Source organism: Spirillospora sp. NPDC047279 (genome assembly GCF_040643285.1).
Lineage (GTDB): Bacteria > Actinomycetota > Actinomycetes > Streptosporangiales > Streptosporangiaceae > Spirillospora.
Genome location: NZ_JBEYUA010000023.1, coordinates 22,645 through 37,167, shown reverse-complemented (window position 1 = coordinate 37,167; position 14,523 = coordinate 22,645). Strand labels below are relative to the sequence as shown.

At 73.2% G+C, this 14,523-nt stretch carries 14 protein-coding genes; 3 read left to right on the top strand and 11 right to left on the bottom strand.

Translation table 11 applies throughout. The annotated features are described in order from the left end of the window. The first annotated feature begins 75 nt into the window (after positions 1-75). Complete coding sequence (locus tag ABZ810_RS40940) at positions 76-1,467, top strand: threonine/serine exporter family protein (RefSeq protein WP_358412361.1); 1,392 nt, start codon at positions 76-78, stop codon at positions 1,465-1,467. Positions 1,468-1,662: 195 nt separating this feature from the next. On the opposite strand, the gene ABZ810_RS40935 is transcribed toward ABZ810_RS40940, so the two are convergent. From ABZ810_RS40935 to ABZ810_RS40900, 8 genes are all read right to left on the bottom strand, one after another. Beyond that, the gene (locus ABZ810_RS40935) at positions 1,663-1,866 is read right to left on the bottom strand and encodes a cold-shock protein (protein WP_131889351.1); all 204 of its coding nucleotides are present in this window, start codon (positions 1,864-1,866) and stop codon (positions 1,663-1,665) included. 138 nt (positions 1,867-2,004) lie between these two features. After that, positions 2,005-3,261 carry a kynureninase gene (gene kynU / locus ABZ810_RS40930; protein WP_358412359.1) on the bottom strand — a complete coding sequence of 419 codons (1,257 nt, stop codon included), beginning with the start codon at positions 3,259-3,261 and terminating at the stop codon, positions 2,005-2,007. Continuing rightward, positions 3,258-4,265 carry an amidohydrolase family protein gene (locus tag ABZ810_RS40925; RefSeq protein WP_358412357.1) on the bottom strand — a complete coding sequence of 336 codons (1,008 nt, stop codon included), beginning with the start codon at positions 4,263-4,265 and terminating at the stop codon, positions 3,258-3,260. The genes kynU and ABZ810_RS40925 overlap by 4 nt, the downstream gene beginning before the upstream one ends. Further along, positions 4,262-4,894 (bottom strand): 3-hydroxyanthranilate 3,4-dioxygenase, encoded by a 633-nt coding sequence (locus ABZ810_RS40920; RefSeq protein WP_358412355.1) that lies wholly within the window; start codon positions 4,892-4,894, stop codon positions 4,262-4,264. Before ABZ810_RS40920 ends, ABZ810_RS40925 begins: the two co-directional genes overlap by 4 nt. After that, positions 4,891-5,364 carry a RidA family protein gene (locus tag ABZ810_RS40915; RefSeq protein WP_358412353.1) on the bottom strand — a complete coding sequence of 158 codons (474 nt, stop codon included), beginning with the start codon at positions 5,362-5,364 and terminating at the stop codon, positions 4,891-4,893. Before ABZ810_RS40915 ends, ABZ810_RS40920 begins: the two co-directional genes overlap by 4 nt. Next, positions 5,361-6,077 carry a 4-oxalocrotonate decarboxylase gene (locus ABZ810_RS40910; protein ID WP_358412351.1) on the bottom strand — a complete coding sequence of 239 codons (717 nt, stop codon included), beginning with the start codon at positions 6,075-6,077 and terminating at the stop codon, positions 5,361-5,363. Before ABZ810_RS40910 ends, ABZ810_RS40915 begins: the two co-directional genes overlap by 4 nt. Next, the gene (locus ABZ810_RS40905; protein WP_358412349.1) at positions 6,074-6,871 is read right to left on the bottom strand and encodes a fumarylacetoacetate hydrolase family protein; all 798 of its coding nucleotides are present in this window, start codon (positions 6,869-6,871) and stop codon (positions 6,074-6,076) included. The genes ABZ810_RS40910 and ABZ810_RS40905 overlap by 4 nt, the downstream gene beginning before the upstream one ends. Positions 6,872-6,888: 17 nt before the next feature. Continuing rightward, the gene (locus ABZ810_RS40900) at positions 6,889-8,325 is read right to left on the bottom strand and encodes a 2-hydroxymuconic semialdehyde dehydrogenase (protein ID WP_358412347.1); all 1,437 of its coding nucleotides are present in this window, start codon (positions 8,323-8,325) and stop codon (positions 6,889-6,891) included. Positions 8,326-8,409: 84 nt separating this feature from the next. Between ABZ810_RS40900 and ABZ810_RS40895 the strand changes: the two genes are divergently transcribed. After that, a complete protein-coding gene (locus ABZ810_RS40895) occupies positions 8,410-9,339 on the top strand; it encodes a LysR substrate-binding domain-containing protein (RefSeq protein WP_358412345.1) in 930 nt (309 codons plus the stop codon). Here the strand turns inward: ABZ810_RS40895 and ABZ810_RS40890 are convergent. Continuing rightward, the gene (locus ABZ810_RS40890; RefSeq protein WP_358412343.1) at positions 9,326-10,192 is read right to left on the bottom strand and encodes an alpha/beta hydrolase; all 867 of its coding nucleotides are present in this window, start codon (positions 10,190-10,192) and stop codon (positions 9,326-9,328) included. The genes ABZ810_RS40895 and ABZ810_RS40890 overlap by 14 nt on opposite strands. A 125-nt stretch (positions 10,193-10,317) precedes the next feature. On the opposite strand from ABZ810_RS40890, the gene ABZ810_RS40885 reads away from it, so the two are divergent. Continuing rightward, entirely contained in the window at positions 10,318-10,809 is a 492-nt protein-coding gene (locus tag ABZ810_RS40885) for a GAF domain-containing protein (protein ID WP_358412341.1), read from the top strand. A gap of 54 nt (positions 10,810-10,863) precedes the next feature. On the opposite strand, the gene ABZ810_RS40880 is transcribed toward ABZ810_RS40885, so the two are convergent. Together ABZ810_RS40880 and ABZ810_RS40875 are read right to left on the bottom strand one after the other, a co-directional pair. After that, positions 10,864-13,110, bottom strand: coding sequence for a glycoside hydrolase family 3 N-terminal domain-containing protein (locus tag ABZ810_RS40880; RefSeq protein ID WP_358412339.1), 2,247 nt, complete (start codon positions 13,108-13,110; stop codon positions 10,864-10,866). Next, positions 13,107-14,477 carry a GH1 family beta-glucosidase gene (locus tag ABZ810_RS40875; RefSeq protein WP_358412337.1) on the bottom strand — a complete coding sequence of 457 codons (1,371 nt, stop codon included), beginning with the start codon at positions 14,475-14,477 and terminating at the stop codon, positions 13,107-13,109. Before ABZ810_RS40875 ends, ABZ810_RS40880 begins: the two co-directional genes overlap by 4 nt. Between the last annotated feature and the right edge of the window lie 46 nt (positions 14,478-14,523).

Here is a 14,523-nt window from a genome sequence, read left to right as displayed (position 1 = left end):
CTCACCGCAAAGCTTCGGCCATCCCGGGCCGCGACCCGGCGGCCCGCGCCGGACGCGTGATTACGCTGGCCGACCGTGACGTCGGAGCCGGTGGAGGGCGAGGGCACGCCGGAGGCGGGCGGCGCGCGGGAGCAGACCCGCGACGCCAACGAGTACGCGGCCATGGAGGCCGCCCTGCGCGGCGGCCACGAGCCGGGCGTCGGCGGCGAGGCGTACGTCACGATGGACCTGGCGCTGCGCATCGGCGAGCTGATGCTGGCGGGCGGCGAGACGGCCGAGTCCGTCGACCTGGCGCTGGGCCGCATCACCCGGGCGTACGGCCTGCCGCACTGCGAGGTCGACGTGACGCTGGCCGCGGTGGGCCTCTCCTACCTGCCGCGCGGCGGGCGGCCGCCCGTCACCGCCGAACGCCGCGTACGCCGGAGGCTGCCCAACTACGCGCGCCTGATCGCCGTCGAGGAGCTGGTGCGGGCCGCCGCCCGCGGGCGGCTGACCCTCCAGGAGTCCAAGTTCGCCCTCAGCGACATCATCGGCCGCCCGCCGCCCTATCCCAACTGGCTCGCGGTCACGGCGCTGTCGCTGCTCGGGGCCGCGGGCGCGGTGCTGGTCGGCGGCGGGCTCCTCGCCGCGGTGGCCGCGTTCGTCGCGACCCTCCTGGGCGACCGCACCGGCGCGTGGCTGGGGCGGCGCGGCATCACCGACTTCTTCCAGATGGCGCTCGCCGCCGCGATCGGCTCGCTGGTGACGGTCTTGCTGGCCTGGACGGACGCGCCGGTCGGGTCGGGCAGCGTCATCATCGGCGTCGTCATCGCGCTCATCCCCGGCCGCGCGCTGGTGGTGTCGATGCAGGACGGCATCGCGGGCGACCTGGTCACCGGCACGACCCGCCTGGTCGAGGTGCTCTTCATGATCGCCGCGATCCTCAGCGGGATCGGCGCCGTCATCTACCTCGCCGCGCGCATGGGCGTCCCCGTCTCCCTGGAGAACCTCCCCCAGGCCCCCTCCACGGCCGCGGCCCCGCAGTCGCTCGGCGCCGCCGCGATCGCGATGGCGTTCGCGGTCTTCCACCTCGTGCCGCGCTCCTACCTCCTGCCGGTGGCGCTGGGCGGCGTGATCAGCTGGGGCACGCTGGTCGAGGTGCGCCACCTGGACCTGCCCGCCGCACCGGCCACGGCCATCGCCGCGACGGTGGTCGGCGCGATCGGCACCGCGTTCGCCCGCTGGCGGCGCGTGCCCGCGCTGATCTGCGTCACCCCGTGCATCGCCCCGCTGATGCCCGGCACGCTGATGTACCGCGGGATGCTGGAGCTCACCGGGGGCGACACCGGCCAGGGCGCCCTGATCCTCGTCGAGGCGCTCGCCACCGCGCTGGCCATCGGCGCCGGCGTCTACATCGGCGGCGAGCTCCTGCGCGTGGTCCGCCCCGCCCGCCGCGTCCTCCGCCCCACCCGCCGCATCAGGACCTGACCTTCCAGAGGAAGATCCTCTCTACTGGTCAGCGTAACGATTTCGACCCAGCAGGTCCCACTGCGCGACCGCCGGGCGCGACCATGGCGGTGTGGCAGCCGACGGGAGTGGCGCGACGTCCTACGCCCCGGGCGGTCTGTCCGGGGGAGAAAAGGGAAAAGCCCGGACCGCAGCGCGGTCCGGGCCCCTCATGCCTTAGAGCGGGTAGACGCCCTCGGCCTGCGGGCCCTTCTGGCCCTGCGTGATCTCGAAGCCGACGCGCTGGTTCTCGTCCAGGCTGCGGTAGCCGCTGCTGGTGATCGCCGAGTAGTGGACGAACACGTCAGGGCCGCCACCGTCCGGGGCGATGAAACCGAAGCCCTTTTCGGCGTTGAACCACTTCACGGTGCCTTCTGCCATGCCTTCTTCTCTCCTTGGATCACGGGCGGCCCGCCACCTGCCGGATCATCCGGAAGAGGAGCTACGCCCGCTGTGTACTTCCCGCGGGCGCTTCGCAGAGCAAAGGTCGAGGAAACTACGACTGCAACGTCGACCACCCTACCCGTTGAGACTGGTCAGCGCGTCAGCGACGCGGTGGCAGTCGTGGAAGGTGTTGTAAAGAGGCACCGGAGCGAGCCGGACGACGTCGGGTTCACGGGCGTCGGCGATGATCCCGTAGGAGCCCGCCAGTGCTCTGACCAGGGACGACGCGTCGGGGACGCGGATCGACAGCTGGCAGCCGCGGGCGGCCGGGTCGGCGGGCGTGATCACGTCGGCGACGCCGTCGAGCCGGGCCGCCAGGTAGGCGGTGAGGCGTTCGCTCCGGGCCCGGAGGGCGTCCATGCCCACCCGGTCGAACAGTTCCAGGGAGGCCAGGACGGGCGCCAGCGCCATGATCGGCGGGTTGGACAGCTGCCAGGCGTCGGCGGAGGCGGGCGGCGCGATCACCGGGTCCATCCGGAAGCGGGTCGCCGGGTCGGTGCCCCACCACCCCGCCAACCTGGGCAGAGAGGTGTCGCGGACGTGCCGTTCGTGGACGAAGCAGCCCGCCACGGCGCCGGGGCCGGAGTTGAGGTACTTGTAGGTGCACCAAGCGGCGAAGTCGACGTCCCAGTCGTGCAGGTGCAGCGGCACGTTGCCGGCGGCGTGCGCGAGGTCCCAGCCGACGACAGCGCCCGCGGCGTGGCCGGTTTTGGTCAGGGCCTGCATGTCCATGAGCTGGCCGGTGAGGTAGTTGACGCCGCCCAGCATGACCAGCGCGATCCGGTGGCCGTCGCGTTCGAGGAGGTCGACGACGTCCTCGGTGCGCAGATGCTCCTCGCCGGGGCGGGGACGCAGGCGCACGACGGTCTCGGCGGGGTCGAGGCCGTGGTGGACGGCCTGGCTCGCGACCGCGTAGGAGTCGGACGGGAAGGCCGAGTCCTCGATGACGATCCGGGTGCGTTCGCCCGCGGGCCGGTAGAAGGTGGCCATCATCAGGTGCAGGTTGACCGTCAGCGAGTTCATCGCGACGACCTCGTGCGGCAGGGCGCCGACCAGGCGGGCGGCCGGGTCGCGCAGCGGCTCGTGGTAGTCCACCCAGGGGCGGCGGGCCTGCGTATGGCCCTCCACGCCGAGCCGCGCCCAGTCCTGGAGCTCCTCGTGGATCCGCCCGGCGACCGTGCGCGGCTGGAGGCCGAGCGAGTTGCCCGCGAAATAGGCGGACTCCTCGTACAGCCCGCCCGGCGCGGGCGGCACGTGGAACTCGGCGCGCAGCGTGGGCAGCGGGTCGGTGTCGTCGAGCCGCCGGGCCTCCGCCTCCTGCTCGGTGGTCACTTGTTCCCTTCCAGGTCGAAGAAGCGCCGGGCGTTGCCGCCCAGCAGCGCGTCGCGGTCGGCGGCGGTCAGCGACTCGCAGGCCCGGATGGTCGTCCCGGGCTCCAGCTCGCCGAGCGGGAACGGGAAGTCGGTGCCGAGCATCACGCGTTCGGTGCCCATCACCTCGACCAGCAGCCGCAGCGCGCGCGGGTCGAAGACGGCCGAGTCGACGTAGAAGCGGTCGGTGTAGGCCGACGGCGGCTTCGGGGAGTCGCGGCGCACGATGTCACGGTTGTGCCAGGCGTTGTCGGCCCGGCCGAGCAGGTAGGCGAAGCTGCCGCCGCCGTGGCAGAAGCAGAGCCTGAGCGAGCCGGGCAGCCGTTCGAACGCGCCCGAGAGCATCAGCGTCAGGATCGACAGCTGCGTCTCGGCGGCCATGCCGACCAGCCAGGGCAGCATGTAGCGGCCGCCCATGCGGTCGTCGCCGAGCATGTCCCACGGGTGGACCAGCACCGGCATGCCCTCCCCTGCGCAGTGCGCGAGGAACGCGGTGACGCCGGCGTCGTCGGGGTAGCGCGTGCCGACGTGGTTGCCGATGTGCACGCCCCGGTGTCCGGCGGCCCTGGCCTTGGTGACGGCGGCGCACGCCAGCCCGGTGTCCTGGAGGGGCACCTGGCAGAGCGGGAGCAGCCGGTCCGGGGCGTCCGCGCAGTAGGCCAGGATGCGGTCGTTGACCAGCTCGCACCAGTCGGCGGCGCGGGCCGGCTCCGCCTCGTACCCGAACATCAGCGGGGTGGACGAGACCGCCTGCACGTCGACGCCGGCGCGGTCCATCGCGGCCAGGCGGGCGGCGGGGTCCCACAGCTCGGCGGCGACCGGGCGGTAGTCGGCGTCGCCGCTCATCATCATGCCGCTGCCGTCGCCGTTCGCGCGCAGCCACGGCTCGCCCGCGCCCGCCAGCACCCGGCTCTCGGCGCGGGAGATCGGCGGGAAGACGTGGGCGTGGACGTCGATGACGGTCACGAGTCTCGCTTTCCGCCTCGCGGCGCGGCCGCGGCGGGGGGCGTGGGGGGTCGTCCCCCCTCGCGCGGTACGGTCCGCGGACGCAGCTCGGCGGGCCAGTCCTTGCCCGGGTGCACGGCACCGCAGTTCGGGCACTTGCGGTCGCCGTCGTAGAACTTCTGGAACGTGGGCGGCAGGTCGTCCACGATCGAGCGCACCTGGAGCTCGGCGCGGTGCACGAGGTGGTGGCAGCTCACGCAGTACCACTCGAACGCCTCCCGGAGGCCCTCGGGGCGGGACACCTCGACGACCAGGCCGACCGAGCCCTCCTCGGGGCGCTGCGGCGAGTGCCGGACGTGCGGCGGCAGCAGGAAGACGTCGCCCTCGTTGATCTGCACGTCGACCGGCGGCCTGCCCTCGTCCTCCATGACGCGCAGGACCATGTTGCCCTCGAGCTGGTAGAAGAACTCCTCGGTCGGGTCGTCGTGGAAGTCGGTGCGCTGGTTGGGCCCGCCGACGACCATCACGATGAGACCGGCGTCCTCGAAGACCTGCTTGTTGCCGACGGGCGGCTTGAGCAGATCGCGGTGCTCGTCGATCCACTTCGGGAAGTTGAACGGCCGCCCGTGGCTGAGCCTCGGCAGGGTCATGACAACGCCTCCTTCGCGGGGATGTACGCCACGCACGAGATCTCGATCAGCAGGTGCGGGTGCGGCAGCTGGTGGACGGCGACGGTGGTGCGCGCCGGCCCGGTCTCGTCGAAGTACTCGCCGTAGACCTCGTTGTAGCCGCCGAAGTCGTTCATGCTGACCAGGTAGGCGGTGACGTCGACCAGGTCGCCGAGGTCTCCCCCGGCGGCCTTCAGCAGGTCGCGGATGTTGTCCAGGACGGCGCGCGTCTGCTCGCGGACGTCGAGGTCGGTGACGCCCATCGCGTCGGCGCCCGCCCCGGCGAACGTGCCGTCCGGGCGGCGCGAGCTCGTCCCGGACACGTAGACGAAGTCGCCCGCGCGCTTGACGTGCGGGAAGCGCCCGCGCGGCCGGGCCTTCCCCGCCACGGTCATCGCCTCGGTGTTCCCGCGCGCCGCGTCGGCCACCTGGTCGTCGCCTCCGGCGCTCACTTCGTCGTCACCTCCACGCTGCCCAGGCCCGCGCCGGTGACGCGGACGTGGGCGTCCTTGGGCAGGGGGACCGCGGCGGTCGCGGCGCCGGCCAGGACGATCGAGCCGGGTCCCAGCGGCAGGTCCGCCTCGCGGGCGAGCCGGACGGCGGCGCGCAGCGAGCGGACCGGGTCGCCGAGGATCGCCGCGGACGAGCCGGTCTGCACGACCCGCCCGTCGATCTCCATGACCAGCCCGACGTTCGACAGGTCGCGCGGGTCGTGCCAGGCGCCGAACCCGAACCGGGCCGCCGAGGCGTTGTCGGCGATGACGTCGGGCAGCGTGAACTTGAAGTCCTCGTAGCGGGAGTCGAGCACCTCGAAGCCCACCGCGGCCTTGAAGCCCTCCGGGCCGAGCAGGAACACGATCTCCGGCTCGATCCTGGGATGGATCAGCTCGGCCAGGTCGACCGTGGACTCGACGAGCATCGTGTCGGTCAGCTGCCCCCAGATGACGTCGTCGACGCCCATCTGGACCATCTTGGCGCGGCTGGTGAAGCCCATCTTGACGCCGATGCGGCGCTCGCCGCGGCGTTCGCGGCGGGCGATCCCGGCGCGCTGGATCTCGTACGCGGCCGCGACGTCGAACGGCGCGGTGGCGGTGAGCTTGGGCACCGCGCGCACATCGCGCACGGCCTGCTCGAGGGTCTCGGCGAACCCGGACACGTCGGTCATGAGGCCTCCTCGCCGAAGGCCACGCGGACGTCGCCGAGGCCGTCGATGCGGGCTTCGAGCACGTCGCCGGGGGCGGGCGTCGTCATCGGCCCGAGCGCCCCGGTGAGGATGGTGTCGCCCGCGCGCAGCGGGCGGCCGAGCCGCACCGCCGTGTCGGCGAGCCAGAGCGCGGCGTTCAGCGGGTGGCCCAGGCAGGCGGCGCCGGTGCCGGTCGACAACTGCTCACCGCGGCGTTCGAGGACCATCCCGCACAGGCGCAGGTCGACGTCGCCGAGCGCGGCGGGCCGGTTGCCGAGCACGTACAGGCCGGACGAGGCGTTGTCGGCGACGGTGTCGGCGAGCGTGATGTCCCAGTCGCGGATGCGGCTGCCCACGATCTCGATGGCGGGCAGGGCGAACGCGACGGCGCGGACGACGTCGGCGACGGTGTGCCGTTCGTGCGTGAGGTCGTGGTCGAGGACCAGCGCGACCTCGGCCTCGGCCCTGGCCTGCATGACCGCGCCCGCCGGGATCTCCGCGCCGTCGGGCACCGCCATGTCGGCGAGGAGCACGCCGAAGTCGGGGCTGTCGACGCCGAGCTGGGCCTGCACCGCCGGCGAGGTCAGGCCGACCTTCCGGCCGACCAGGCGCCGGCCCTGGGCCAGCCACTCGCCGGTGAGGCGTTCCTGCACGGCGTACGCCTCGTCCGCGGTGCCGATCAGGTCGCGGACCGGCTCGCACGGCACACCGGAGGCGTGGGCGCCGCGGATGCGCTCGGCCGCCAGGTCGATCGCGGATGTCTGGGTCTCGGTCACGGGCTCGCTTTCAGCTGTCAGATCTGGATGCAGACGTTGACGGGCTCGGAGAAGAAGTCCAGGGAGTACTCCCCGCCCTCCCTGCCGATGCCGGAGGCCTTGACGCCGCCGAACGGGGTCCGGAGGTCGCGCAGGTTCCAGCAGTTGACCCACACGATGCCGGTCTCGACGCGCGGCGCCACCCGGTGGGCCCGGGACAGGTCGCGGGTCCAGACGGTGGCGGCGAGCCCGTACGGGCTGTCGTTGGCCAGCCGGAGCGCCTCGTCCTCGGTGTCGAACGGGGCGACGTGGCAGACCGGGCCGAAGATCTCCTCGCGGACCGTCCGCGCCGTGGGCGGCAGGCCGGTGAGCACGGTCGGCTCGACGTGGAAGCCGCCGTCGCGGGCGTCGCCGAACACCGGCGCGCCGCCGCCGGCCACCACGGTGGCGCCCTCCTCGCGGGCCAGCCGGTAGTACGAGAGCACCTTGTCGCGGTGCGCGGCCGAGATCATCGGGCCGTAGTCCTTGAGAGCGCGCGCCCGGTCGCCGAGCCGGGAGACGAACTCGTCGAAGACGGGCCGTTCGACGTAGACGCGCTCGGTGCACAGGCAGATCTGGCCGGAGTGGGTGAACGAGGAGCGCGCGGTGCCCTCGACGGCCGCCTCCAGGTCGGCGTCGGCGAACACCAGCGCCGGGTTCTTGCCGCCCAGCTCGAACGACAGCGGCGTCACGTGGTCGGCGGCGTTGCGCATGATCGCCGCACCGGTGGCCGACTCCCCGGTGAAGGCGATGGCGTCGACGCCGGGATGCCCGGTGAGGAACTCCCCCGCCGCGCCCGCGCCGTGCCCGTGGACGAGGTTGAACGCGCCCGCCGGGAGCCCGGCGTCGTTGATCACCGAGGCCAGCAGCGTCGCCGTGGACGGGGTCTCCTCCGAGGGTTTGGCGACCACCGCGTTGCCGGCGGCCAGCGCCGGGGCGACCTTCCAGGTCAGCAGGAGCAGCGGGAGGTTCCAGGGCGAGATGACCGCCACCACGCCGAGCGGGCGCCGGACGGTGTAGTTGAGGGCCTGCCCGGAGCCGCCGCTCCAGCCCGGGACGGCCGTGGTGAACGCCCGTTCGCCCCGCCCGTAGAGCAGGTCCGCGTAGGCCCGGAAGTTGCCGGCCGCCCTCGGCACGTCGACCGTGGCGGCCAGCTCGCGGGGCTTGCCGGTGTCGCGCACCTCGGCGTCCACGAACTCGTCGAACCGCGCGTCGATGCCGTCGGCGACCGCCCGCAGCGCCGCGGCCCGCTCGCCGTCGGCCGCCGAGCCCCAGGCGCCCTTGAGGGCGGCCCGCCCGGCGCGGACCGCCGCGTCGACCACCTCCCGGGTGGCCTCCGGGGCGGACCCCGATCCGGCCCCGGTCACGGGGTCGATCACCGGGAAGACGGTCCCCGCGGACACGAACGCGCCGTCGACGTAGTGCTCAGCCTTCACACCCGCGATGATTCCCCATTCAGCTATGCCGGACCAATACCGATTGACCGGCTGGATATAACGGGATTGTGATAGTAAGGCGGCATGCGCACGATCGACCTCCTCAACGGGCGGCTCAAGCTCCGCCACCTGGTCCTGGTGGTGGCCGTGGCCGACGAGGGCAGCGTCCTGCGCGCCGCCGAGCACCTGCGGCTGGCCCAGCCCGCGGTGACCCGGAGCCTGCGCGAGGTGGAGCACGTCCTCGGCGTCGAGCTGTTCACCCGCGGCCCGCGCGGCATGACGCCGACGCTCTTCGGCGAGGCGTTCATCGAGCACGCCCGCGCCGTCCTGGCCGAGCTGCGCCGGGCGGGCGAGCGGATCTCCGGCCTGGCCGACGGCGAGGTCGGCACGGTCACGATCGGCACCCTCCTGGCGGGCTCCAACGTGCTGCTCCCGCGCGCCATCGCCACCCTCAAGAAGGCGCGCCCCGGCATCACGGTGATCGTCCAGGAGGCCACCTTCGACGCCCAGGTCCCCCGGCTCCTCGAAGGCGAGATCGACCTGATCCTGGGCCGCCTCAATCCGATCGGGGACCTGCACGGCCTGCGCCAGATCACCCTCTACGCCGAGCCGATCCGCCTCGTAGCCCGCCGCGACCACCCCGCCCGCGCCCGGCCCTGCCTCGGCCTCGAAGACCTGCTCGACTACCCGTGGGTGCTCCCGCTGGAGCAGACCGCGCTCCGGCACGAGCTCGAACAGATCTTCCGCAGCGAGGGCCTCTCGCTCCCGTCCAACCTGGTCGAGTGCACGTCGATCCTCACCGTCCGCACCCTGGTCCGCGACGCCGACATGATCGCCGCGCTGCCCGAGCTGGTCGCCCGCACCGACACCGACCTCGCGCCCCTGCCCGTCCCGCTCGAGCCCGTCCGCCGCCAGGTCGGCGTCACCCTGCCCGGCAAGCGGCCGCTCACGCCCTCGGCCCGGCTGATGCTCGACCACCTGCGCGCCCAGGCCGCCGAGCTCACCGCGGGATGAGCGCCAGCAGGGCCCGGCTCACGGCCGTGCCCGGGTCGCCGAGGTCGAGCACGACGTCGAAGTGGTCCCGCTCCGGGACGATCAGGAGCTCGCCGCCCCACATCCCCTGGAACCGCCGCGACTGCTCGACGAACCCGGTCCCGTCGTGCTCCGCGGCCACGATCACCGCCGGGCAGCGCCGTTCCCCCGCGACCAGCACGGGGCTCAGCGCCGCCGCGCGGGCGACGTCCAGCCCGAGCCACTCGTTCACGTAGACCCGGGTCAGCGGCCGGACGTCGAACAGCCCGCTGAACGGCATCGCCGCCTTGACCGCGTCCTCCGGCAGCCCCAGCCCGGCCTGCCAGCCGCCCACCATCGTCATCCCGGCCAGGTGCCCGCCCGCCGAGCTGCCGCCGACGACGATCCGGTCCGGGTCGAGCCCATGGGCGCGCCCGTGGTCCCACACCCAGGCGACCGCCGCGCGCGCCTGCCGGACGATCTCCTCCAGCGTCGCCTCGGGCGCGAGCGTGTAGTCGGGGACCACGGTCGCGACGCCCTGCCCGTGCAGCATCCGCGCCATGAACGAGGAGTCGTGCCGCGACAGCGCCTTCCAGTAGCCGCCGTGGAAGAACACGAAAACCGGCCGCGGCTCCCCGCCCGGCTCGGCCCCCCAGACGTCCAGCCGTTCCCCGCTCGCGGGGTCATGGACGACCCCGGGCGTCCCGGGCAGCCCCTCCACCGCCTTCTCCGACTCGGCCCGGTAGCGGGTCATCAGCTCCGCGAAGTGCCGCTCCCCCGCCTTGCGCCGCACGTTGTAGGCGACGTCCAGTTCCTCGTCGCTCAGGCCCCGTCCCGGCCAGTCGTTCACGTCCATTCCCGCAGCCTCCCCTCACCCCCGGTCACCACAAACACCCCCTCCGCGCGCCCGTGGTGTCACTGCGCGGCACGTGAGGCCCGTAGGCGCTCTCACCACCTGTTTGCCTGGTTTAGCCTTTGGGGGTGAACGAGCGCCAGCGTCCCAAGTTCTTCAGCTCCGGCAGCGGCTACCGTGCCGACGCGCCGTCCATCCTCGAGGACGCGCTGGAGACCATGCTGCGGCACAGCTCCGCGGCCCGGGGCAACATCCAGTTGACGGACTCCCGGACGGGCGGGCTGCGGATCGCGTCGCAGCGGGGCTTCTCCGACCCGTTCCTCAGGCACTTCGAACTGGTGGCCGACGACTCCAGCGCCTGCGGCCGGGCACTGGCGCTCGGGGTCTCGGTGCGGGTGGCCGACGTGGCCACGAGCCCGGTGTTCGCCGAGTCCGAGGGGCGCGAGGTGATGCTCGACGCGGGCGCGTACTCCGTCCAGTCGGCCCCCTTCCACGACCGCGCCGGCCGGCCGCTGGGCGTGGTGTCCCTGCACTACGAGCGGCCGCACGGCCCCACCGGCAACGACCAGCGGCTGATGCTCGTGGTGGCCAGGCGCACGAGCCTGCTGCTGCAGAAGTGAGGGCGGCGCGCCATCCCCCGAGGATGGCGCGCCGCCCGTGTGCGGGGGACGGTGTCAGCGGACGGTCAGGTCGGCGGTCCTGTCGCCGGCGGTGACCTGGTAGGTGCCGGTGAGGGCCTCGGGCCGCCCGGCGCCGTCGATGTCGCCGGGGGTGACGGCGAGGACGGACATCGGGAACGTGAGGGCGACCGAGCGGGTCTCGCCGGCCTTCAGCGGGACGCGGCTGAACGTGGTGAGGCGCTTCGGCGGGGTCACGACGCGGCTCACGGCCTGACCGGCGAAGACCGGCACGACGAAGTCGCCGTCACGGGAGCCGGTGTTGCTCACCTGGACGGTGAGCTTGACCGTGCCGCGGCGGGAGACCGAGGCGGTGTCGAGCTTGAGGCCGTTCACCGCGAAGGTCGTGTACGACAGGCCGGCGCCGAACGCGAAGAGCGGGTCGTAGGCCGAGCTGGGGCCGCTGTTGGTGCCCGGCATCTGCTGGTAGTACATCGGCTGGTCGCCGACCGACTTGGGCCAGGAGACCGGCAGGCGGCCGCCGGGGTTGGCCTTGCCGAACAGGGTGTCGGCGACGGCGGTGCCGGCCTCGCTGCCCGGCAGCCACGCCATCAGCAGCTGCCCGGCGTCGGCGGCCTTGCCCAGGACGAGCGGGCGCCCGGCGAGCACGACGACGGTCACCTGCTTGCCGGTGGCCTGGAGCCGGTCGACGAGGTCCTGCTGGTCGGCCGACAGCTCGGGGGTCTCGTTGTCGTTGACGCCCTCGGCGCCGGCCTTCTCGCCCACCACGACGATGGCGGCGTCGGCGTCCTCGGTCTTCTCGACCGCCTCGTCGGCGGTCGTGGCCAGCTCGGAGGACGGGTTGGCGGCCTTGACGCCCTCCCAGACGGTGACGCCGGGTTCGTCGACGCCGTCGGGGATGCCCTGCCAGCCGATGGTCCAGCCGCCGTTCTGGATCGAGACCGAGTCGGCGGCCGGGCCGGCGACGACGAGCTTCTTCCCGGTGGCGAGCGGCAGCGCGTTCGCGTCGTTCTTGAGCAGGGTCATCGACTCGGTGGCGGCCTTGACCGCGAGGGCCTTGTCGGCGCCGAGGACGGCGTCGGCCTTGGCCGCGTCGACGTAGGGGTTCTCGAAGAGCCCCAGCTGGAACTTCAGGGTGAGGATGCGGCCGACCGCGTCGTCGAGGCGCTTGCGCGAGACCTTGCCGCTCTTCACCTGGGCGGTGAGCCCGTTGACGTAGCCGTCGACCGCGCCGGGCGGCAGCATGGCCACGTCCACGCCCGCGTTCATCGCGATGCCCGCCGCGTCGGCGTACGTCGCGGCGATCTTGTGCGAGTTCGCCAGGGCCTGCACGTCGTCCCAGTCGCTGACGACGACGCCCTTGAAGCCCCACTGGCCGCGGAGCAGGTCGGTCAGCAGGTAGCGGCTGGCGTGCGCGGGGATGCTGTTGAGCGAGCCGGAGTTGACCATGACGGTCTGCGCGCCGGCGTCCACGGCCGCCTTGTACGCGGGCAGGATGGTGTCCTGGAAGTAGCGCATGTCGAAGTGCGACGGGGCGCGGTCGTGCCCGTTGAACGGCTGCGAGTAGCCGGCGAAGTGCTTGACCGTGGCGGCGACCTTGCCGTCCTGCTGCGAGCCCCTGACGAACGCGGCGCCCAGGGCCCCGGACAGGTGCGGGTCCTCGGAGTAGGTCTCGTAGTACCTGCCCCAGCGGGTGTCGCGGGCGATGTCCAGGACGGGGGCGAAGTTCCAGTTGGGCCCGGTGGCCTTCACGGCCGCCGAGGTCGACCTGCCCATCGCCTGGGACACCGCCGGGTCCCAGGTGGCGCCGACGCCGAGCTGCTGCGGGAACTTGGTCACGCCGACGATGTTGTTGTGCCCGTGCACCGCGTCCACCCCGTACAGCAGCGGGATGCGCAGCCGCTGGTTGTCGAGCGCGAACTTCTGCAGGGTGTTGGTCATCTCGGCCCAGGCACGCGGCGTGTTCTGCGCCGGCGGCTGGCCGCCGCCGGAGAGCATCTGCCCGACCTTCTGGTCGCCGAGGATCTTCTTCATGCACGCGGTGTTGAGCTGACCGCCGGACCAGTTGCAGTCGCCCTGCACGTTGACGACCGCGGGTTGTGCGGTCTGGCCGACCTTCTCTTCGACCGTCATGCGCCTCAGCAGGTCGGCGACGCGGGCGGGCGTCGGGGCGCCGCGGTCGAGGTACGCCGGGATGGACCGGGCCGTGGCCGCCCCTTGGACCAGGGTCAGTGCCAGCACCGCGGGCACCGCGAGGGCGCCCGCGCGGACGAGGGATTTCATGAGCCGCTCCTTACTCGGGGGTGGAGGTGGGCGTCGATGAGCTCTGCGTAGCGACGACCGCTGTCCTTGATCGTCCGGGCCTGCGTTCCGAAGTCGACGTGCACGAGGCCGAAACGCTGGGCGTATCCGTAGGCCCATTCGAAGTTGTCCATGAGCGACCAGACGAAGTAGCCCTCGAGCGGGGCGCCCTGGCGGGCCGCCCGGGCGCAGGCCGCCAGATGCGACTCCAGGTAGGCCGTGCGGTCGGCGTCGTGGACGTGGCCGTCGGGGGTGACCTCGTCGGGGTAGGCGGCACCGTTCTCGGTGACGTACATCGCGCGCGGCGCGTAGTCGCGGTGCACGCGGAGCAGCACGCTCTCCAGGCGGTCGGGGTGGACCTCCCAGTCCATGCCGGTGCGCGGCGTGCCGGGGTGGGTGACGGGGCGGGCGTACGGGGCCGGGCCGGACGGGTCGTCGACCGTGATCGAACGGCGGTAGTAGTTGACGCCGAGCCAGTCCAGGGGCGCCGCGATCGTCTCCATGTCGCCGGGCTCGGCGGGCGGCTCGACCCCGTACACCTCCAGCATGTCGGCCGGGTAGCCGCGGCCGTGGAGCGGGTCGAGCCACCAGCGGTTGTTGTGGCCGTCGTCGCGCCGCGCCGCGGCGACGTCCTCCTCCCGGTCGGTGGCGGGCTCGGACGCCGTCAGGATGTTGGTGATGCCGACCTGCGCCCCGGGCACGGCGGCGCGCAGCGCCTGGGCGCCGAGCCCGTGGGCGAGCAGCAGGTGGTGGGAGGCGCGCACGGCGGCGGTGAGGTCGGTGAGGCCCGGCGCCATGGCCCCTTCCAGGTGCCCGATCCACGCCGAGCACAGCGGCTCGTTCAGCGTCGCCCAGTGCCTGACCCGGTCGCCGAGCGTGTCGGCCACCACGGCGGCGTAGTCGGCGAACCGCCGCGCGGTCTCGCGTTCGGGCCAGCCGCCCCGGTCCTGGAGCACCTGCGGCAGGTCCCAGTGGTACAGGGTGGCGTGCGGGGTGAGCCCCGACTCGAGCAGCGCGTCGACCAGCCGGTCGTAGAACGCCAGCCCGGCGGGGTTCGGCGGGCCGCCGCCGTCGGGCAGCACGCGCGGCCACGCGATGGAGAAGCGGTAGGCGTTCAGCCGCAGGTCCTTCATGAGCGCCACGTCGCCCTGCCACCGGTGGTAGTGGTCGCAGGCGACGTCACCCGTGTCGCCGCCCGCGACGGCGCCCGGCACGCGGCAGAAGGTGTCCCAGATGGACGGGGAGCGGCCGTCCTCCTTCACCGCGCCCTCGATCTGGTAGGCGGACGTCGCCGCGCCCCAGGTGAAGCCGGGCGGGAAGGCGGTCAGGTCGGGTTCTTCGAGGGGCACGTCATCCTCACTTCACGGTGCGGGAGAGGGGTTCGGGGGCCTGCCG